The organism is Inquilinus sp. CA228 (genome assembly GCF_052078665.1).
Lineage (GTDB): Bacteria > Pseudomonadota > Alphaproteobacteria > DSM-16000 > Inquilinaceae > Inquilinus.
The window spans coordinates 1-19,115 of the sequence record NZ_JBQJIK010000093.1 but is presented as its reverse complement, the minus strand read 5'-3'; the positions used below and the strand labels follow the sequence as shown (position 1 = coordinate 19,115).

Annotated in this window: 17 protein-coding genes and 1 tRNA gene; 13 read left to right on the top strand and 5 right to left on the bottom strand. The window is 69.7% G+C overall.

Annotation, left to right across the window (positions count from 1 at the left end; translation table 11 throughout):
* Window positions 1–125: 125 nt before the first annotated feature.
* The 7 genes from ACTOWL_RS32855 to ACTOWL_RS32825 all read left to right on the top strand — a co-directional run bounded on the left by ACTOWL_RS32855 (window position 126) and on the right by ACTOWL_RS32825 (window position 6,950).
* Entirely contained in the window at window positions 126–1,220 is a 1,095-nt protein-coding gene (locus tag ACTOWL_RS32855) for a Gfo/Idh/MocA family protein (protein WP_441325509.1), read from the top strand.
* A gap of 29 nt (window positions 1,221–1,249) precedes the next feature.
* Window positions 1,250–2,155 (top strand): sugar phosphate isomerase/epimerase family protein, encoded by a 906-nt coding sequence (locus ACTOWL_RS32850; RefSeq protein WP_441325508.1) that lies wholly within the window; start codon window positions 1,250–1,252, stop codon window positions 2,153–2,155.
* Between the two features lie 4 nt (window positions 2,156–2,159).
* Window positions 2,160–3,221: a LacI family DNA-binding transcriptional regulator gene (locus ACTOWL_RS32845; RefSeq protein ID WP_441325507.1), complete on the top strand. Its 1,062-nt coding sequence runs from the start codon at window positions 2,160–2,162 to the stop codon at window positions 3,219–3,221.
* 16 nt (window positions 3,222–3,237) lie between these two features.
* A complete protein-coding gene (locus tag ACTOWL_RS32840) occupies window positions 3,238–4,083 on the top strand; it encodes a phytanoyl-CoA dioxygenase family protein (protein WP_441325506.1) in 846 nt (281 codons plus the stop codon).
* 110 nt (window positions 4,084–4,193) lie between these two features.
* Window positions 4,194–5,126, top strand: coding sequence for a substrate-binding domain-containing protein (locus ACTOWL_RS32835; protein WP_441325505.1), 933 nt, complete (start codon window positions 4,194–4,196; stop codon window positions 5,124–5,126).
* Between the two features lie 58 nt (window positions 5,127–5,184).
* The gene (locus tag ACTOWL_RS32830) at window positions 5,185–6,171 is read left to right on the top strand and encodes an ABC transporter permease (protein WP_441325504.1); all 987 of its coding nucleotides are present in this window, start codon (window positions 5,185–5,187) and stop codon (window positions 6,169–6,171) included.
* 5 nt (window positions 6,172–6,176) lie between these two features.
* Complete coding sequence (locus tag ACTOWL_RS32825) at window positions 6,177–6,950, top strand: ATP-binding cassette domain-containing protein (protein WP_441325503.1); 774 nt, start codon at window positions 6,177–6,179, stop codon at window positions 6,948–6,950.
* Here the strand turns inward: ACTOWL_RS32825 and kdgD are convergent.
* The 3 genes from kdgD to ACTOWL_RS32810 form a co-directional block, all read right to left on the bottom strand.
* On the bottom strand, window positions 6,947–7,867 hold the full coding sequence (kdgD, locus tag ACTOWL_RS32820) for a 5-dehydro-4-deoxyglucarate dehydratase (RefSeq protein WP_441325502.1): 921 nt from the start codon (window positions 7,865–7,867) through the stop codon (window positions 6,947–6,949). The genes ACTOWL_RS32825 and kdgD overlap by 4 nt on opposite strands.
* A gap of 20 nt (window positions 7,868–7,887) precedes the next feature.
* Window positions 7,888–8,883, bottom strand: a complete 996-nt coding sequence (locus ACTOWL_RS32815) for a mannonate dehydratase (RefSeq protein ID WP_441325501.1) — start codon at window positions 8,881–8,883, stop codon at window positions 7,888–7,890.
* 87 nt (window positions 8,884–8,970) lie between these two features.
* Window positions 8,971–9,711: a FadR/GntR family transcriptional regulator gene (locus ACTOWL_RS32810; protein WP_441325500.1), complete on the bottom strand. Its 741-nt coding sequence runs from the start codon at window positions 9,709–9,711 to the stop codon at window positions 8,971–8,973.
* Window positions 9,712–9,855: 144 nt separating this feature from the next.
* Between ACTOWL_RS32810 and ACTOWL_RS32805 the strand changes: the two genes are divergently transcribed.
* The 5 genes from ACTOWL_RS32805 to ACTOWL_RS32785 are packed head-to-tail and all read left to right on the top strand — an operon-like array spanning window position 9,856 to window position 14,990.
* Window positions 9,856–11,448, top strand: coding sequence for an ABC transporter substrate-binding protein (locus tag ACTOWL_RS32805; protein ID WP_441325499.1), 1,593 nt, complete (start codon window positions 9,856–9,858; stop codon window positions 11,446–11,448).
* Between the two features lie 27 nt (window positions 11,449–11,475).
* A complete protein-coding gene (locus ACTOWL_RS32800; RefSeq protein WP_441325498.1) occupies window positions 11,476–12,501 on the top strand; it encodes an ABC transporter permease in 1,026 nt (341 codons plus the stop codon).
* A complete protein-coding gene (locus ACTOWL_RS32795) occupies window positions 12,501–13,394 on the top strand; it encodes an ABC transporter permease (RefSeq protein WP_441325497.1) in 894 nt (297 codons plus the stop codon). Before ACTOWL_RS32800 ends, ACTOWL_RS32795 begins: the two co-directional genes overlap by 1 nt.
* Complete coding sequence (locus tag ACTOWL_RS32790; protein ID WP_441325496.1) at window positions 13,384–14,238, top strand: ABC transporter ATP-binding protein; 855 nt, start codon at window positions 13,384–13,386, stop codon at window positions 14,236–14,238. The genes ACTOWL_RS32795 and ACTOWL_RS32790 overlap by 11 nt, the downstream gene beginning before the upstream one ends.
* Window positions 14,235–14,990: an ABC transporter ATP-binding protein gene (locus ACTOWL_RS32785; protein WP_441325495.1), complete on the top strand. Its 756-nt coding sequence runs from the start codon at window positions 14,235–14,237 to the stop codon at window positions 14,988–14,990. The genes ACTOWL_RS32790 and ACTOWL_RS32785 overlap by 4 nt, the downstream gene beginning before the upstream one ends.
* 11 nt (window positions 14,991–15,001) lie before the next feature.
* On the opposite strand, the gene acnA is transcribed toward ACTOWL_RS32785, so the two are convergent.
* Complete coding sequence (acnA, locus tag ACTOWL_RS32780) at window positions 15,002–17,599, bottom strand: aconitate hydratase AcnA (protein WP_441325517.1); 2,598 nt, start codon at window positions 17,597–17,599, stop codon at window positions 15,002–15,004.
* A gap of 160 nt (window positions 17,600–17,759) precedes the next feature.
* On the opposite strand from acnA, the gene ACTOWL_RS32775 reads away from it, so the two are divergent.
* Window positions 17,760–18,887, top strand: a complete 1,128-nt coding sequence (locus ACTOWL_RS32775; protein WP_441325494.1) for a Kelch repeat-containing protein — start codon at window positions 17,760–17,762, stop codon at window positions 18,885–18,887.
* A 103-nt stretch (window positions 18,888–18,990) separates the two neighbouring features.
* Here ACTOWL_RS32775 and ACTOWL_RS32770 read toward each other — a convergent pair.
* Window positions 18,991–19,067 (bottom strand) — tRNA-Met (locus tag ACTOWL_RS32770).
* Window positions 19,068–19,115 lie beyond the last annotated feature (48 nt).

Below are 19,115 nucleotides of genomic sequence, written 5' to 3'. Positions count from 1 at the left end.
GCCCTCCGGCCGGTAACGTACCTCATATCCTCTTCCAATAACGAGATCTGCATCCCCTAGATTCACCATTGAAGCCGAAAATCGGAATCGGTAACGTACCTCAAAACGCCGTCAGGGAGGCCGCCATGTCCGTGCCGTCGGGTTTCGCGCCCGACCCCGAGATCCGTTGCCGTGACCACCGCATCGGCGCGATCGGGGCCGGGTTCATCATGGCGGATGTGCATCTGGCGGCGTATCGCGAGGCCGGCTTCCCGGTCGTCGCCATCGCCAGCCGCACGCCGGACAAGGCGCGGGCGGTGGCGGAACGCTGGGACATCCCGCGGGTCCACGACACGTCGGCGGCGCTGATCGAGGACCGCGAGGTCGAGATCCTGGACATCGCCTTCCCGCCCGACCAGCAGCCGGCCCTGATCCGGCACGCGCTGCGCCAGCCGCACATCCGGGCGATCCTGGCGCAGAAGCCGCTGGCGATGGACCATGCCGAGGCGCAGCGCCTGGCCGCGGAGGCCGCGGCCGCCGGCAAGATCCTGTCGGTCAACCAGAACATGCGCTTCGACCAGTCGATGCGGGTGCTGAAGCAGCTGCTCGACCGCAACGCCTTGGGCACGCCGGTGCTGGCGACGATCGAGATGCGGGCGATCCCGCACTGGCAGCCCTTCCTCGAGGCCTATGGCCGGCTGACCCTGCTCAACATGAGCATCCACCACCTCGACGTGCTGCGCTTCCTGTTCGGCGACCCGGTCGAGATCTATACGGCGGCGCGGACCGACCCGCGCACCCGCTTCCCGCATCGCGACGGCATCTGCTGCTCCACCCTGTCCTTCCCGGGCGGGCTGATGGCGGTGAGCCTGGAGGATGTCTGGTCCGGCCCGCGCGCCGAGGGCTTCGAGAGCGACATCTACATCAAGTGGCGGGTCGAGGGCACCGAGGGCCTGGCCCAGGGCACCATCGGCTGGCCGGACTATCCGAAGGGCAGCCCCAGCACCCTGGCCTATTGCGCGCCGGAGACCGGCGGCACCTGGGTGCGCCCGCGCTGGGACACGATGTGGTTCCCGCACGCCTTCAAGGGTGTGATGGAGCAGCTGCAATACGCGGTGAAGACCGGCGAGCCGCCGCTGCTGAGCGGCGCCGACAACGTCCGCACCATGGCCCTGGTCGAGGCCGCCTACCGCTCGCTCACGGAAAAGCGCGCCGTCCGCCTGGCGGAATTCGGCGCCTGACAACAACAAGCAACACGGAGGAACGCGTCATGATCCAGGTCGGCATCTTCACCGGTTACTTCCCCTATTCGCTGCCGGAGACGGCGAAGAAGATCCGCTCGTTGGGGTTCAACACCGTCCAGCTCGACCTCGCCTTCAAGGACATGGACCTGTCCACAAGCGCGATCACGCGCGAGAAATGCCGGACCATCCGTGAGACCTTCCGCGACCACGACCTGCCGGTCTGCGCCATCAGCGGCTACACCAACATCGTCCACCCCGACCCGGCGGCACGGCAGGCCAAGCTGGAGCATCTGCGGACGCTGATCCGCCACGCCCGCGACCTGGGCAGCCCCTATGTCATCAGCGAGACCGGCACCTTCGCCACCGAGAGCGACTGGGTGCACCACCCGAGGAACAAGACCGAGGAGGGCTATGAGGAGTGCCGCGCGGTGGTCGAGGATCTGGCCCGCACCGCCTATGACCACGGCGCCGTCTTCCTGCTCGAGACCTATGTCAACAACGTGATCGGCTCGGTCGACGAGACGCTCCGCCTGTTCGCCGACGTGCCCAACCCGGGCCTGGGCCTGCTGATGGACCCGACCAACTACTTCGAATCCCACAACATCGACCGCATGGACCGGGAGCTGAACCGGATCTTCGACGCGCTGGACGACCGCATCCGGATCAGCCACGCCAAGGACGTGAAGCGCTCCGGCACCGACAAGTCGGAGAAGCATGCCGACATCGACGCGTCGGAGGCGCACAGCTTCCGCGGCGTCGGCGAGATCGAGCTGCCGGCGCCGGGGCTGGGGTCGCTGAACTACGATTTGTATCTGCAGCGCCTGTCCCGCCGGCACCCGAACATCCCGCTGATCATCGAGCATCTGGAGGAGGCCGACGTGCCCCGCGCCAAGGCCTTCATCGACGGCAAGCTGCGGGCGCTGGGGGTCTAACGGCATGAGGCAGGACACCACCGCCACGGACGCCGGCAAGAAGGCGCGCATGGTCGACATCGCCCGCGAGGCCGGGGTCAGCCTGGCCACGGTCGACCGGGTGCTGAACGGCCGCGACGGCGTCAACGCCGAGACCGCGAGCCGGGTCCAGGCGGTGGTGCAGCGGCTGAACTACGCCCCCAACCTGGCCGCCAGCCTGCTGTCGCGCGGCCGGGCGCTGCTGTTCGACATCGTGCTGCCGGCCGGCAGCAACACCTTCATCCGCGACCTGGGCGAGGCGGTGCTGGCCGCCGAGCGGGACTTCACCGCCTTCGGCGTGAAGCCGCGGCTGCACCTGATCGAGGGCTTCGACCCCGACGCGCTGGCCGAAGCTCTGCGCCGGGTCGGCCGGGGCAGCGACGGCGTCGGCTTCATCGCCCTCGACCACCCGGCGGTGCGCGAGGCAGTGGCGGAACTGGCGGCCGCCGGCGTGCCGGTGGCGACCATGGTGTCGGACCTGCCGCAATCGGCCCGGATCGGCTATGTCGGCGTCGACAACCGCGCCGCCGGCCGCACCGCGGGCGACCTGATGGGCCGCTTCCTGGCCGGGCGCAGCGGCGAGGTCGGGCTGATCGCCGGCAGCCTGGCCTATCGCGGCCATGAGGAACGCGAGGCCGGCTTCCGCAGCGTGCTGCGCGAGCGCTTCCCGAACCTGACCGTCCCGGCCCTGGTCGAGGGCCATGACAGCGTCGAGCAGAGCGCCGCGGTGACCGCCCGGCTGCTGGACGCCCATCCCGGCCTGATCGGCCTCTACAACATCGGCGGCGGCAACCGCGGCGTCGCCGAGGTGCTGCGCCGCCGGCCGGCGGAGGCGCCGCACCTGGTCTATATCGGCCACGAGCTGACGCCGCACACCCGCCGCTTCCTGATCGACGGCGTGATGGACGCGGCGATCAACCAGAACCCACGGGCCGAGGCGGCGGAGACGCTGCGGCTGCTGCTGGGCCACCACACCCGTCCGGCCGAGCCGGCCGCGCCGGGCGCCCCGGTGCGGATCGAGATCTTCACCCGCGAGAACCTGCCTTGAAGACCAGGAGGACCCGATGCCCTTTCCCCAACTGACCGAGGCCGACCACGCCGCCTTCTGGCGCGACGGCTATGTCGTCAAGCCCGGCTTCTTCGACGGCGAGGAGATCGGCCTGCTGCAGCAGGCGATCACGCAGGACGAGGGCATCCGCAGCCATGTCGTGGCGCTGAAGGACAGCCTGGGCGGGTCGACCGAGCTGGCGCTGTGGAACCATCCGGGCGACGACCTGTTCGGCGCCTTCGCCCGCTGCGACCGCATGGTCGGCGGCGCCGAGCGGCTGCTGGGCGGCGAGGTCTACCACTACCACTCCAAGCTGACGATGAAGCGGCCCCGCGCCGGCGGCGCCTGGGATTGGCACCAGGATTACGGCTACTGGTACAACAATGGCTGCCTGTACCCCGACATGATGTCGGTCGCCATCGCGATCGACCGGGCGACCAAGGAGAATGGCTGCCTGCAGATGATCCGCGGCAGCCACAAGCTGGGCCGGATCGACCATGGCAGGGTCGGCGGCCAGACCGGCGCCGACATGGAGCGGGTGAACCAGGCGCTGGAGCGGATGCCGCGCGACTACATGGAGATGGCGCCGGGGGACGTCTGCTTCTTCCACGCCAACACGCTGCACGCCTCGGAGCAGAACAAGTCCGAGCATTCGCGCAACGTCATGCTGTGCTGCTACAACGCCGCCTGGAACGACCCGTACAAGGCGCACCACCACCCCGGCTACACCAGGCTGGAGAAGGTGGCGGACGACCGGATCAAGGCGCTGGGTCTGACGCTGGACGCCGGCCACCGCGCCTTCTTCGACCCGGAGCGCGACGAGACCGTCGAGGCCAAGACGCAGCCGGAAGGCACCCGCTGAAGCGGGGCGCCATGGCGATCCGCATCGCCGGGCTGCCCGTACCTGTGTCAGTCTCGATGCATGTCCGCCCATCGATCGTGAGAAGGCGGCGATAACAGGGGAGGAAACGCATGTTCAGGCGATTGTCGCTGCTGCTCTGCGGCGTTCTGTTGGCGCTGGCCGCGCCGGCCGCGGCCCAGGCCAAGACCTATTACTGGATCTCGCACGGAGGCCCGGCCGACCCGGTCTGGACCTACTTCCTGGCCGGCGCCAAGCAATGGGCCGCGGATACCGGCCAGACGGTGAACACCTCGTTCCACAGCGGCGACGTGCCGTCGCATCAGGAGGCGGTGCGCGCCGCGATCGCCGCCAAGGCCGACGGCATCGTCACCACCAGCCCGGATCCGGGCAGCCTGATCGAGGTGGTGAAGGAGGCGAAGGCCGCGGGTATCCCGATCATCAACTTCAACACCCCCGACCCCCAGGCCGGTTTCGACGCCTATGTCGGCGGCGACAACACCACCTTCGGCCGGAACTGGGCGCAGTACCTGGTCGACAAGGGCCTGGTGAAGTCCGGCGACTTCGTCTGGCTGCCGGTCGAGATCCCCGGCGCGACCTACGGCGTGCAGGAAGAGGAAGGCATCGCCAGCGTGTTCAAGCCGCTCGGGATCACCTGGGAGGTGACCGACAACACGCTGGACCAGGCCGAGGCCATCAGCCGGATGGTCGACTACCTGACCGCCAACCGGACGAAGATCAAGGCCATCATCGGCCTGGGCGACCTGGTGACCGGCAGCATCAAGCGCGTGTTCGACCAAGCCGGCGTCAAGCCCGGCGAGATCCCGGTCGTCGGCTGGGGCAACTCGCTCGACACCACCCAGGAGGTCCTCACCGGCTACGTCAATGCAGGGCAGTGGCAGGATCCGCAGGCGACCAGCTACGTCGCCCTGTCGCTCGCGGCCATGGCCGGGAGCGGCATCCCGCCCGGGTTCAACGTCATCACCGGCGCGCTGTACGAGAAGGACACCGCGGCGGTCTACGACAAGATCCTGTCCGGCAAGTAGGGCTCCACCGGTCTGCGCGGCCGCAGGTGCCGCGCAGACCCCTTCTCGGGACTCTCCATTGGAACATCGCTCGATCGTCCACCGCCTGGTGGCCAAGCCCGAATTCGGGCCTCTCATCCTGCTCGTGGTCGAGCTCGCCGCCTTCTGGGCGATCAACCCCGAGTTCCTGTCACCCCAGAACATCAGCAACACCCTGGCCTTCACGGTCGAGCTCGGCCTGATCGCGCTGGCGATGACGCTGCTGATGACCTCCGGCGAGTTCGACCTCTCGGTCGGCTCGGTCTTCGGCTTCGCCCCGGTGCTGATGTGGACGCTATTCAACAGCGGCACGGCGCCGCTGGAGGTCGGCTTCGTCGCCGCCCTGGCCGTCGCCGGCCTGATCGGGCTGGTCAATGGCTGGTTCGTGACCGGGCTGAAGATCCCGTCCTTCCTGGTGACCCTCGGCATGCTGCTGGTGGTGCGCGGCACGGCGCTGTTCATCACCGACGGCTTCCCGCAGCGGACCTGGAACACCGGCGGCAACTGGCTGGCCTGGCTGCTGGCCGGCGACTTCTTCGTCGGCGGCTTCCGGGTCTACATGTCGCTGTTCTGGTTCATCGCCGCCGCGCTGGCGATGGGCTACGTCCTGAACCAGACCAAGGCCGGCAACTGGATCCAGGCCGCCGGCGGCAATCCCGGCGCGGCGCGGGCCCGCGGCGTGCGCGTCGGCCGCACCAAGATCGCGCTGTTCGTGCTGTCGTCGACGATGGCCGCCCTGGCCGGGGTGATCAGCTCGATCCGCACCTCGGCCGCCAACCCGAACAGCGGCACCAGCTACGAGCTCGAGGTCATCGCCATGGTGGTGATCGGCGGCACGGCGCTGAGCGGCGGGCGCGGTACCATCCTGGGCACCGTGCTCGGCATCTTCATCCTGCGGGTGATGCGCAACGGCATCGTCCTGATCGGCGTGCCCGGCCTCGCCTACAACATCTTCATCGGCGCGATCATCCTGGGGATGATGGCGCTGCACTCCTGGCTTGAACGCCGGCACCAGGCGGGGACCTGACAGCGATGGCCGAACCCCTGATCCGCATGGCGCATATCACCAAGTTCTACGGTCGCGTCCGGGCGCTGGAGGACGTCAGCCTGACGGTCGGCGAGAGCGAGATCGTCGGCCTGCTCGGCGACAACGGCGCCGGCAAGTCGACGCTGATCAAGATCCTCTCGGGCGCGGTGCCGTACACCAGCGGCGACATCTTCATCCGCGGCCGCAAGGTGGAGATCGGCAGCACCACCGACGCCATCGCCCATGGCATCGAGACGATCTACCAGGACTCGGCGCTGGTGACGCAGCTGTCGATCGCCCGCAACCTGTTCCTCGGCCGCGAGCCGATCCGCGGGCCGCGCCTGCTCAACCGCATGGACCACGCCGCCATGGACGCGGTCGCGCGCAACCTGCTGAAGCGGGTCGGCATCAGCAAGGACATCCCGCCCGACACGCCGATCGGCTCGCTGTCCGGCGGCGAGCGCCAAGCCGTGGCGATCGCCCGCGCGATGCATTTCGACAGCGACCTGATCATCCTCGACGAGCCGACCAACAATCTCGGCGTGGCGGAGACGCAAGGGGTGCTGCGCTTCGTCCGCAACGCCCGGGATTCGGGGCATTCCTGCATCTTCATCGCCCACAACATCCACCATGTCTTCCAGGTGGTCGACCGCATCGTGGTGATGCGCCGCGGCCGGGTGGTGGCGGACGACATCGATCCCAAGCACACCAGCGTCGAGGCGGTCGAGCGGGTCATCACCGGAATGGCGGAGGACGGTTCCGTGATCGCGCCGGCCTAGCCCGGCGCCAGGACCTCCGCGTGCCGGGCCAGCAGGTCGCGCAGCTGCGCCATCTCCTCCGGCTTCAGGTCGGTCAGCGGCGGGCGCACCGGGCCGGCGGAGCGGCCGATCGCGGCCAGCCCGGCCTTGATGATCGACACGGCATAGCCCTTGCCGCGATTCCGGATCGCCAGCAGCGGGTAGTAGAAGTCGCGCAGCAGCGTGTCGGTGGTCGCCGTGTCGCCGTCGCGCAGGGCGCGGTAGAAGCGCTGCGCCAGCTCCGGCACGAAGTTGAACACGGCCGAGGAATAGGTGGTCACGCCGGCGCTGAAATAGGGCGCGGCGAACACCTCATGCGTCGGCATGCCGCCGATATAGGCCAGGCGGCTGCCCATCCGGCGGGTGATCTCCAGCACCAGGTCGACCTGGCCGTGGCCGTCCTTGAACCCGACCAGGTTCGGGCAGGAATCGCACAGCCGGGCGATGGTGTCGGCCGACAGCACCGCATTGTCGCGGTTGTAGACGATGACGCCGATGCCGACGGCGTCGCACACCGCCTTGACATGGGCGTAGAGGCCCGCCTGCTCCGCCGTCATCAGATAGGGCGGCAGCAGCAGGATGCCGTCGGCCCCCGCCGCCTCGGCGCCCCGCGCGATCTCGACCGCGAGTTGGGTGCCGTAGCCGCAGCCGGAGACGATCGGCGTGGACCCGGCAACGGCCTTGGCCGCGCCCACCACCTGCGACACCTCGGCCGGAGTCAGCGAGAAGAACTCGCCGGTGCCGCCGGCGGCGAACAGCACCGCGGCGTCGAAGCCGCCGAGCCAGCCGACATGCGCCTCGTAGCCGGCGCGGTCGAAGCGGAAATCGGCGTCGAAATGGGTCACGGGGAAGGACAGGAGCCCGGCGGACAGGCCCCCTTTGAGCTGCTGGGGATCCATAGAAGCCTCGTTCGATCGGATCAGCGGGTCACGGACCCCGGGTAGAGCTGGCTCAGCGTCTCGAGCTGGGCGGCGATGTAGCCGTAGCAGAAGGCGAAGGCGACGCCTTCCGGGTCGCGGCCGCTGATGGTCGGCACATGGTCCGGCATCACCATGTAGGGGTAGCCGAGCTCGGCGTAGAGCTTCATCGACCGCCACATGTCCATGTCGCCCTCATCCGGGAACGTCTCCATGAAGGAGAGCTTGCCGCCGCGGATGTTGCGGAAATAGACGTTGAAGATCTTGCCGCGGCTGCCGAACCAGCGGATCACCTCGTCGATCTCGCGGCCCGGATCCTCCAGCATCTCGCCGACCGAGCCCTGGCAGAAATTGAGGCCGTGATAGGGGCTCTCGCGCATCAGCATGAATTTCTTCAGCCCCTCGACCGTGCCCAGCACCCGGGTGACGCCGCGATAGCCGGGCGGGGTGTAGGGGTCGTGCGGATGGCAGGCCAGCCGGATCTTGTTCGCCGTGGCGACCGGGATCACGCGCTCGAGGAAATAGTCGATGCGCTCCCAGTTCTCGTCCTCGGACAGGGTTCCGATCCTGGTCGGCGGCGCGTCGTGGTCGGCCTTGTCCCAGCGGAAGGAGGCGTTCAGCGACCCGCCGCGGCCCGGCTCGTCCGGCGTGCGCGGGATGCCGATGATGTTGAGGTTGTACTTGGCGGCCGGGATCCCGGCGCGCGCCAGGGTCTCGATCAGCCGGCAGATCGAGTCGATCTGGCGGTCGCGGTCCGGCCCGGCCGACAGGATGTCGGGGCTGTCCGACTGCTCGATCGGGCGGGAGCCGAGCGGCAGCTGCACCATGTCGAGCACCAGGCCGAAGCCCTCGACCTTCTCGCGATGGCGCAGCAGCACGTCCAGCGACCAGTCATGCGGGTTGCCGGCCGGGTTGTCGTTCAGGTGCCGGACGCCGAGCTGGCTCAGGACCCGGTAATCATCGTCGCCCCGGATCCCGTTCTGCGTTCCGAGATACATGCCCGCACCCTCCCTGCGATCAGCTTTGTTGGCTGAGCTAATATGACATCATATGACTGATGACAAGCCGGAACGCGGCGATGCCGGTCAGGATTCGGCGTCGGCCGGCAGCCCGCCCAGGGCGCGGTAGCGGCGCTGGCTTTCGGTCAGGTGATGGCGCATCGCCAGACGGGCGCCGTCCGGGTCCTGGCGCTCGATCGCCGCGATGATCCGGGCATGCTCGACGATCACCTTGCGCAGATAGCTGGTCGTCGCCTCGGCCGATTCGCCCAGCCGGCTGCGCGGGATGGTGCGCTTGCCGAGATAGGTCAGGACGTCGGTGTAGAAGTGGTTGTTGGTGGCCGCGGCGATCGCCAGATGCAGCCCGAAATCGGCGTCGACGGCGCTGCCGCCGATATCGACGGCGGCGATCATGCGGCCATGCGCCAGCAGGATCTCGGCCTCCTGCCGCGACGACCGGCGCAGCGCCGCCAGGCCTGCCGCCTCGATCTCAACGCCCATGCGGAACTCGAGCAATTCCAACACTTCCGACAGCCGGGTGAAGTCGCCGGACAAGAGGCCGGGCTCGGGCTCCACCCCGGGGGTCACGAACACGCCGACGCCCTGCCGCGGCTCGACCAGCCCCTTGGCCCGCAACTCGGCGATCGCCTCGCGCACCACGGTGCGGCTGACGTTGAACTCGTCGATCAGGCGCTGCTCGGTCGGCAATCTGGCGCCGACTGCCAGCACGCCGTTGGCGATCCGGTTGCTCAGGGCCTCGACGATGGCGACGGCCAGCTTCTCACGGCGTCGCGGCAGCCCCGCATCGACTCCAATTGGGTTCGGCACCGCTCCTCCTGGTCGATTCTTGCTGGGGCGTGCCTTCCGCCCATTCGTCACCGGCAGTCACACATTTGACTCTTGCGAAGTCAAGATCGTCGATGATAGTCGTCAGACAACAGACATCATACCAAAAATAGGGAGGACCGTATCGTGAAACGATGGAGGACGAGGCTGCTAGCCCTGGCCGTCGCGCTGGTGCCGGTCTGCGGCGCCGCCGCGGCCAAGACGCCGGCCGACCAGCTGGTGATCGGCGCATCGCTGGCGCAGGTACTGTCGCTGGATCCAGGCCAGGCCACCGAGTCGGGGTCCTGGATCATCACCTCCAACATCTACGACCGGCTGGTCTCGACCGATCCGAAGGATGCAACCAAGCTGGTGCCGCAGCTGGCCGAGAGCTGGGAGGTCGACGGCCGGTCCATCGTCTTCCACCTGCGCGACGCCAAATTCGCCAGCGGCAACCCGGTCACGGCCGAGGATGCGGCGTGGTCGCTGCGGCGGATGCTGAAGCTGAACCAGGCCGCCGCGTCGCTGTGGAAGCCCTACGGCTATGACGAGACCAACATCGACAGCTTCCTTGAGGTGGTCGACCCGAAGACCTTCCGCCTGAAGCTGCCGGAAGGCACCATCGCCGAGTTCGTGCTATTCGCCCTGTCGGGCAACAACGGCGCCGTGATCGACAAGGCCGAGGCCACCAAGCACGAGGCCGACAACGATTTCGGCAACGCCTGGCTGCGCGCCAATTCGGCCGGGTCCGGGCCGTTCGTGCTGCGCCGCTGGTCGCCGAACGAGATCATCCTGATGGACCGCAACGACGCCTTCTGGGGCGGCCCGCCGGCGATGAAGCGGGTGGTGATGCGCCACGTCGCGGAAAGCCAGGTGCAGCGCCTGCTGCTGGAGCGCGGCGACATCGACGTGGCGACGGCGCTGGCCGCCTCCGACATCGCCGCCTTCGACGGCAAGCCCGGCTTCGTCACCCAGCGCGTGCCGACCGGCGGCTTCTACGTGCTGGCGATGAACACCCAGAACCAGTACCTGGCCAACCCCGACGTCCGCCGCGCCATCGCCTGGGGCCTGGACTATGCCGGCATGCAGAAGACGATCATGGGGCCCTATGGCCGGGTCCGCCAGGTGCCGGTGCCGGAGAACTACCCGACCGCCCTGCCCGACCCCGGCTTCACGCTGGACGTCGCCAAGGCCAAGGAGCTGCTGGCCAAGGCCGGGGTCCCGGACGGCTTCCCGCTGACCCTGAAGACGATCGCCGAGACCCCGCGCGTCGACCTGGCCACCGCGATCCAGGCCTCGCTGGCCCAGATCGGCATCAAGGTCTCGATCGAGCAGGGCAACGGCAGCCAGATCATCGCCGCCCACCGCGGCCGGGACTTCGACCTGCTGATGCCGCTGACCGGCGGCGGCAACATGGCGGACCCGATCGGGTCGCTGCAGAACTTCACCTACAACCCGGACAACAGCCCGGAGGGCAATTCCGGCTACTTCACCTGGCGGTCGGCCTGGGACATCCCGGAGCTGACCAAGCTGACCGTGCAGGCCCGCGGCGAGGAGGACCGCGCCAAGCGCGAGGCCCTCTACACCGAGATCCAGAAGATCTTCCTGGCCAGCGGCCCGGCCATCCTGCCGATGTTCGAGCGGTTCTCGCCGGTGGTGGTGTCCGGCAACGTCGAGAATTTCATCGGCCAGGGCTTCCGCGGCGTCCGGCTGGACATCGTCAAGAAGAAGGCCGAGTGACCGTGTTTCCAGGCGACGAGGGCTGACATGACCCGCGACCTGCCGCTGAAGCTGCTGCGCCGCCTGTTCGGCCTGCTGCTCAGCCTGTTCGTCCTCTTGTGCCTCACCTTCGTGATCGGGCGGCTGATGCCGTCCGATCCGGTGGGCGCCATCGTCGGCGAGCTGGCGGACCCGGCGGCCTATGCGGCGATGCGGGCCAAGATGGGCCTGGACCTGCCGATCCCCGAGCAGTTCTGGGTCTATCTGAAGAACATGGCCCAGGGCGACCTGGGCACCGCGGTCCTGACCGGCAACCCGGTGGCGTCGGACTTGGCCGCCGCCTTCCCGGCGACGCTGGAGCTGGCGACGCTGGCCATCATCCTCAGCGTCGCCGTCGGCGTGCCGCTCGGCCTGCTGGCGGCGCTGTACCGCGACACGCTGCTGGACCAGATCGCCCGGGTGCTGGCGCTGCTGGGCCATTCCCTGCCGGTGTTCTGGTTCGGCATCGTCGGGCTGATCGTGTTCTACGCCGGGCTGCAATGGGTCGGCGGGCCGGGCCGGATCGACGTGTTCTACGAGGACATCGTCGAGCCGCGGACCGGCGCCATCCTGATCGACAGCCTGCTGGCCGGCGAGCACGAGATCTTCTGGAACGCGCTGGGCCACCTGATCCTGCCGGCCTGCATCCTGGCCTATGCCTCGATGGCCTATATCGTCCGCATGACCCGCAGCTTCACGCTGGAACAGCTGGGCCAGGACTACATCGTCGCCGCCCGGGCCAAGGGCCTGCGTCTGCCGGGCGTGGTCTGGGGCCACATCCTGCCGAACATCGCGGTGCAGCTGGTCACCATCCTGGCGATCTCCTATGGCCACCTGCTGGAGGGGGCGGTGCTGGTCGAGATCGTGTTCTCCTGGCCCGGCATCGGCCAGTACATGACCAACGCCCTGATGATCGGCGACATGAACGCCATCCTGGCCTGCACCCTGCTGATCGGCCTGATCTTCATGATCCTCAACGTCCTCGCCGACGCCGCCTATCTGGCGCTCGACCCCCGCACGCGGGAGGCCCGCTGATGTCGATGCAGGCTGAGCAGCCGATGCCGCCCGCCGCGGCGGAGCAGGCGGCCGGCGGCGCCTGGTCGGCCCAGATCCGCCGCTTCCGGTGTGAGAAGCTGGGCATGGCCGGACTGGCCGTCATCGGATTCCTGGTGGTGATCGCCCTGCTGGCGCCCTGGATCGCCCCCTACGACCCCGCCGTGCAGAACCTGAACAACGTGCTGCAGCCGCCCGGCTGGGGCCATCTCGCCGGCACCGACGAGCTGGGGCGCGACATCTTCAGCCGGCTGGTCTGGGGCAGCCGGATCACGCTGCAGATCGTCGGCACGGTCACCCTGATCATCGGCCCGATCGGCCTGCTGATCGGCGTCGTCGCCGGCTATTGCGGCGGGCGCGTCGACGCCGTGCTGATGCGGGCGACCGACATCGTCCTGTCCTTTCCCTCGCTGGTGCTGGCGCTGGCCTTCGCGGCGGCCCTCGGCGCCGGGCTGGGCACCGCGATCGTCGCCATCTCGCTGACCGCCTGGCCGTCGATCGCCCGGCTGGCCCGGGCCGAGACCCTGGTGGTTCGGCAGGCCGAATACATCGCCGCCGCGCGGCTCTACGGCGCCTCGCATCTGCGCCTGATCGGCCTCTATGTGATGCCGATGTGCATCCCGTCGGTGATAGTGCGGCTGACCCTGTCGATGGCCGGGGTGATCCTGACCGCGGCGGGCCTCGGCTTCCTCGGCCTCGGCGCCCAGCCGCCGGCGCCGGAATGGGGGGCGATGATCTCCAGCGGCCGCAAATTCATGCTCGACGCCTGGTGGGTCTCGGTGATGCCCGGCCTGGCGATCCTGGCGACCAGCCTGGCCTTCAACCTGCTGGGCGACGCCCTGCGCGACGTGCTGGATCCCCGCCATGCCCGCTGACACCCCCATGCTGCAGGTCGAGAACCTGTCGGTCACCTTCGGCCACGGGGCGTACACCACCCGGGCGGTGCGCGACGTCAGCTTCACGCTGGGCCGCGAACGGCTGGGGATCGTCGGCGAATCCGGATCAGGCAAGTCGACGGCCGGGCGCGCCATCATGCGGCTGCAGCCCAAGGGCGCGCAGGTCCAGGCCGACGCGCTGCGCTTCGCCGGCCGCGATCTGCTGGCCCTGCGCGAGCGCGAGATGACCCGGATCCGCGGCCGCGACATGGCGCTGATCCTGCAGGACCCGCGCTATTCGCTGAACCCGGTGAAGCCGATCGGGGCGCAGATCGCGGAATCGGCGCGGGTGCATCTGAAGCTGGGGTCGCGGGCGGCGCGCAAGGCGGCGCTGGAGATGCTGGGCCATGTCCGAATCCGCGATCCGGAGCGGACCATGGCGCTGTACCCGCACGAGATCTCGGGCGGCATGGGCCAGCGCGCGATGATCGCGATGATGCTGCTGAACAAGCCGAAGCTGGTGATCGCCGACGAGCCGACCTCGGCGCTGGACGTCAGCGTGCGCCAGGACGTGCTGACCCTGCTGGACGGGCTGGTGCGCGAGAACGGCTCCGGCCTGATCCTGATCAGCCACGACATCCGCATGGTGGCGCGGTTCTGCGACCGCATTCTCGTCATGTATGCCGGCCGGGTGGTCGAGGAGCTGCGCTCGCTCGACCAGGCCGAGCATCCCTACACGCGGGGCCTGATCGCCTCGATGCCGGGCTTCGACGGTCCGCGGCCGCATCGGCTGCCGGTGATCGACCGGGCCCGCCTGGCCGCCCTTGAGGAGACCGCCCGATGAGCGCTGGCGAGACGATGGTCCGGGTCGCGAATCTCGATGTGCGCTTCCAGTCCCGCCGCGGCAGCGCGCATGCGGTGAAGAGCGTGTCCTTCGCGGTCGAGCCCGGCGGCGCGCTCGGCATCGTCGGCGAATCCGGCTGCGGCAAGTCGACGGTGCTGCGATCCCTGGCCGGGCTGGAGCAGCGCTGGACCGGGCGGATCGAGCTGGCCGGCAAGCCGGTCGGCCCGACGCGCGGCCGCGACGAGCTGAGCCGGGTGCAGATGGTGTTCCAGGACCCCTATGGATCGCTGCATCCGCGGCACCGCATCGGCCGCGCCTTGGCCGAGCCGCTGATCGCCATGGGCCTGCCGGACCCGTGGGACCATGTGCCGGGGGCCCTGGCGCGGGTGGGCCTGCCGGCGCGCTTCGCCGACCGCTACCCGCATGAGCTGTCGGGCGGCCAGCGCCAGCGCGTCGCCATCGCCCGGGCGCTGGCCCTGCGGCCGTCGATCGTGCTGCTAGACGAGCCGACCTCCGCCCTCGACGTCTCGATCCAGGCGGAGATCCTGAACCTGCTGATGGCCCTGCGCGAGGAGCACCGGCTGACCTATGTCTTCGTCAGCCACGACCTCGCCGTGGTCGGCCAGATGTGCGACCGGGTGCTGGTGATGAAGGACGGCGCCTGCATCGAGGAGCTGTCGTCCGACGCGCTGCGCGCCCGCACCGTCGCCGCGCCCTACACGCAGGAGCTGATCGCGAACAGCTTCCTCTGACCGGCGGCGGTTCAGTCTGCTGCCGCCGTGAAGCGGCGCAGGATCAGGGGAATGATCCCGCCGGCCCGCAGGATCTCGATCTCCAGCGTGGTCTCGACGGCTGCCGTGGCCGGCAGCGCCTCGGTCCCGCCCGCGGCGCGATGCAGCGTCACCGCGACGGCGGCCCGCGGCGCCAGCCGATCCGGATCGGCCGCGATCGCCAGCCGGTCGCCGGGCACCAGCCCCAGCTCCGCCGGATGCCGGGCGAGCCGCAGCGGCAGGACTCCCATGCCGATCAGGTTGGAGCGGTGGATGCGCTCGAAGCCGAGCGCCAGCACCGCGCGGACGCCGAGCAGCGCGGCGCCCTTGGCCGCCCAGTCCCGCGACGACCCCATGCCGTAGCGCTCGCCGGCGACGATGACGACGGCCTCGCCGTCGCGCTCATAGCGCTCGGCGGTGCGCCACAGCGGCAGCGCCTCGCCCGACCCGGCATGGATGGTCGAGCCGGGGGCGATCCCCGGCGCCAGCAGGTTGCGCACGCTGCGGTTGGTGAACAGGCCGCGCAGCATCACCTGCCAGTTGCCGCGGCGCGCGGCGAAGACGTTGAGGTCGCGCCGGTCCTCGCCGCGCGCAACCAGATGCTCCGCCGCCTCGCTGTCCGCCGGGATCTGCCCGGCCGGCGAGATGTGGTCGGTGGTGATGTCGTCGCCGAGCACGTTCAGGGGATGCGCCCGGTAGGCGCCCAGCCGGGTGCCAGCGCCGAAGGCGGCGAAGGGCGGCCGGCGGACATAGGTCGACGCCTCGTCCCAGGGGAACAGCGTCGCCTCCGGGACGTCGAGCCGCGCCCAGTCCTCGCTGGCCTCGGCCTTTTCGTAGGCAGCGGCGTAGTCGGCGGGATCGACCGCCGCGGCGAGCGCGGCGTCGATCTCCGCCCCCGTCGACCACAGATCGGCGAGCCGGATCTCGGCCCCGGCGGCCGAGCGGCCGATCGGATCGGCGAGGATGTCGCGGTTCACGTCGCCGGCAAGGGCGAAGGCGACGACCAGCGGCGGCGAGGCCAGGAACCCGGCCTCGAGCTGCGGATGGACCCGGCCCGGGAAGTTGCGGTTGCCGGACAGGATTGCGACCGGGAGGATGCGGGCCATCGCCCGCTCGATCGCCGGCGTCAGCGGCCCGGAATTGCCGATGCAGGTGGTGCAGCCATAGCCGACGATGCCGAAGCCGACGGCCTCGAGATCCTCCAAGAGGCCGGCGCGGCGCAGAATGCGCTCCGCCGTCGGCGACCCCGGCGCCAGCGAGGTCTTGACCCAGGCCGGCGGCTTGAGGCCGAGGCGCCGCGCCTTGCGGGCCAGCAGCCCGGCGGCGACGAGGAGGCGCGGATCGGAGGTGTTGGTGCAGCTGGTGATCGCGGCGATCGCGACGGCCCCGTCGCCGGGCTCCCCGGCCGCCGCGGCGGCAGGCCGGGCCGGCAGCATCGGCGCCAGGGCCGCGACGGTGGCACTGGCCGGGATCCGATCCTGCGGCCGGCTCGGGCCGGCCAGGCTGACCTCGACGTCGCCGAGGTCGAACTCGACCGTCTCGGTGTAGCGCGGCGTCGCCGCCGGGTCGAACCAGAGGCCCTGGCGGCGGGCATAGTCCTCGACCAGTTGGACCTGCGCCTCCGCCCGCCCGGTGCCGCGCAGATAGCGCAGGGTCTGCGCATCGATCGGGAAATAGCCGGAATTGCCGCCGAACTCCGGCGCCATGTTGGCGACCACGGCGCGGTCGCCGGCCGACAGGGTGGCGACGCCGGGGCCGAAGAACTCGACGAAGCGGTCGGCGAGGTCGATCCGCCGCAGCCGCTCGGTGACGGTGAGCGCCAGGTCGGTGGCCAGCACGCCCGGCCTCAGGCAGCCGGTCAGCCGGACGCCGACGACATCGGGCACCCGCATCATCACCGGCATGCCGAAGCACACGCTTTCGGCCTCCAGCCCGCCGACACCCCAGGCCAGCACGCCGATGCCGTTGATCATCGGCGTGTGGCTGTCGGTGCCGATCAGCGTGTCGGGCATGGCCCAGGCGACGCCGTCGCGCTCGGCGGTGCCGACCACCGTCGCCAGCCGCTCCAGGTTCAGCGTGTGCATGATGCCGGTGCCGGGCGGGTGCACCCGCACGCCGGACAGCGCCTTGGTCGCCCATTTCATGAAGCGGTAGCGCTCGGCGTTGCGGCCGAGCTCGCGCTCCATGTTCCGCCGCATCGCGTCCGGCGTGCCGAACACGTCGACGGCCAGGGAATGGTCGGCCGAGACGTCGACCGGCAGGACCGGGTTCAGCCGGCGCGGGTCGCCGCCGGCCTCGGCGAGGGCGGAGCGCATCCCGGCGATGTCGACCAGCGCCGGCCCGCAGGTGGTGTCGTGCATCAGCACGCGGCCGGGCAGGAACGGGATCTCCTCCCCGCTCCACCCGGTGCCGAGCCAGGCGAGGATCGCCGCGGCCGCGCGCGGCGCGTCCTCGCCCGCGTTGCGCAGCACGTTTTCCAGCAGGATGCGGTGGATGGTGGGCAGCCGGCCGAGATCGGCGCCGGCCGCGTGCCGCAGATCGACGATGCGGTATCGGCGGCCGCCCGAGGTCAGCGATGCGGCTGCAGTCATCACGGTCACGCATGGATCTCCCGGCTTCGGCGTACCCCAAATTTGCACTATATAGCACAAAATGCAATTTTAGATGCAGATGCTGGGATGGCGCATTGCTTGCACGGACGCCGCGGTCCCGTATCATCGAGATCTCCACGACCATTCCGAGAGGCCTCAGATGGATCGCCGGACCTTTCTCGCGACGGGAGTAGCGACGGCAGCCTTCGGCGCCGAAGCCCTCGCCCAGCACGCGGATCACCTGCCGCCGCTGAAGGACGCGCCGCCCTCGCCCGCGCCCTATTCCCGCCTGAAGGGCGGGGACTTCGTGCATCACCTCGAACCCGCGCAGGAGGCCCAGCGCGTGTTCGACAGCCCGGCGCCGAACGGGCCGCAAGGGCGCTGGATCGCTCGCGCGCCGCTGCCGATCCCGCGCAGCGAAATGGCCTGGGCGACGGCCTGGGCGGACCGCATGCACATCGTCGGCGGCTATGGCGAGGGACGCGTCGACCGCGCCTATCATCATGTCTACGATCCCGGTGCAGACCGGTGGTTCGACGCGGCCGCGCTGCCGCGCGGCGCCAACCATGTGGCGGTCGCGGCCGATGCCGGCCGGGTCTATGCCTTCGGCGGCTTCATCCAGCAGAACCGCGATCCGGACACCAACGCCTATGCCTATGACGTGGCCGCAGACCGGTGGAGCGCCATCGCCCCCCTGCCCCGCGCCCGCGGCGCCGCCGCGGCCGTGGTGCTGGCCGGCAAGGTCCATCTGATCGGCGGGGCCGCGGCGCCGGTGGCGGAGCGGGCGAGCGTCGGCTGGCACGAGGTGTACGACCCGCAGTCGGACCGGTGGGAGATGCGCAAGGCCCTGCCGGGCGCGCGCGACCATGTCGGCTGCGTCGGCTACGACGGCGTGATCCACATCATCGGCGGGCGCTTCAACACCTTCGAGTACAACACCGATCTGCACCACGCGTACCTGCCCGACCGCGACACCTGGGAGGAGCGCGCGCCGATCCCCACGGCCCGGTCGGGGCACGGGCTGGTGGCCTATCGCGACCGCCTGTTCGCCATGGGCGGCGAGGGCGGCGTGCTCGAACAGGGCGTGCCGCGGCAGGCCAAGGTGTTCGGGCAGACGGAGAGCTACGATCCGAAGACCGATTCCTGGCAGCAGCACGCGCCGATGCTGACCCCGCGCCACGCCGTCGGCGCGACCGTGCTGGGCGATTCGATCTATGTGGCCGGCGGCGGCGCCGTCCTCGGCGGTTCGCTGCAATCGGCCGTCCACGAGGCCTTCGCGCTGGAGTGAAGACCGGTGATCCGGCGCGGGGCGCCAGCGTCAGTCACTTGCCAGTGGCGTCACGCCAAAGCAACAAGGCCGCCCCTTGTGAGGGCGGCCTTGTTGGTATCGTTGGTTGCGGGGACAGGATTTGAACCTGTGACCTTCAGGTTATGAGCCTGACGAGCTACCGGGCTGCTCCACCCCGCGGGGGTGGTGAGAGGGCATTGAGGAGAGGATGCGAAGAGTGTTCTTGGG

Bases quoted from the DNA above. Each gene is read 5' to 3' on its own strand.
- ACTOWL_RS32840 (WP_441325506.1), top strand. From the start codon at position 3,238: ATGCCCTTTCCCCAACTGACCGAGGCCGACCACGCCGCCTTCTGGCGC.
- ACTOWL_RS32815 (WP_441325501.1), bottom strand. From the start codon at position 8,883: ATGTATCTCGGAACGCAGAACGGGATCCGGGGCGACGATGATTACCGG.
- ACTOWL_RS32835 (WP_441325505.1), top strand. From the start codon at position 4,194: ATGTTCAGGCGATTGTCGCTGCTGCTCTGCGGCGTTCTGTTGGCGCTG.
- ACTOWL_RS32825 (WP_441325503.1), top strand. From the start codon at position 6,177: ATGGCCGAACCCCTGATCCGCATGGCGCATATCACCAAGTTCTACGGT.
- ACTOWL_RS32790 (WP_441325496.1), top strand. From the start codon at position 13,384: ATGCCCGCTGACACCCCCATGCTGCAGGTCGAGAACCTGTCGGTCACC.
- ACTOWL_RS32855 (WP_441325509.1), top strand. From the start codon at position 126: ATGTCCGTGCCGTCGGGTTTCGCGCCCGACCCCGAGATCCGTTGCCGT.
- ACTOWL_RS32850 (WP_441325508.1), top strand. From the start codon at position 1,250: ATGATCCAGGTCGGCATCTTCACCGGTTACTTCCCCTATTCGCTGCCG.
- ACTOWL_RS32845 (WP_441325507.1), top strand. From the start codon at position 2,160: ATGAGGCAGGACACCACCGCCACGGACGCCGGCAAGAAGGCGCGCATG.
- ACTOWL_RS32785 (WP_441325495.1), top strand. From the start codon at position 14,235: ATGAGCGCTGGCGAGACGATGGTCCGGGTCGCGAATCTCGATGTGCGC.
- ACTOWL_RS32795 (WP_441325497.1), top strand. From the start codon at position 12,501: ATGTCGATGCAGGCTGAGCAGCCGATGCCGCCCGCCGCGGCGGAGCAG.
- ACTOWL_RS32800 (WP_441325498.1), top strand. From the start codon at position 11,476: ATGACCCGCGACCTGCCGCTGAAGCTGCTGCGCCGCCTGTTCGGCCTG.
- kdgD (WP_441325502.1), bottom strand. From the start codon at position 7,867: ATGGATCCCCAGCAGCTCAAAGGGGGCCTGTCCGCCGGGCTCCTGTCC.
- acnA (WP_441325517.1), bottom strand. From the start codon at position 17,599: ATGACTGCAGCCGCATCGCTGACCTCGGGCGGCCGCCGATACCGCATC.
- ACTOWL_RS32775 (WP_441325494.1), top strand. From the start codon at position 17,760: ATGGATCGCCGGACCTTTCTCGCGACGGGAGTAGCGACGGCAGCCTTC.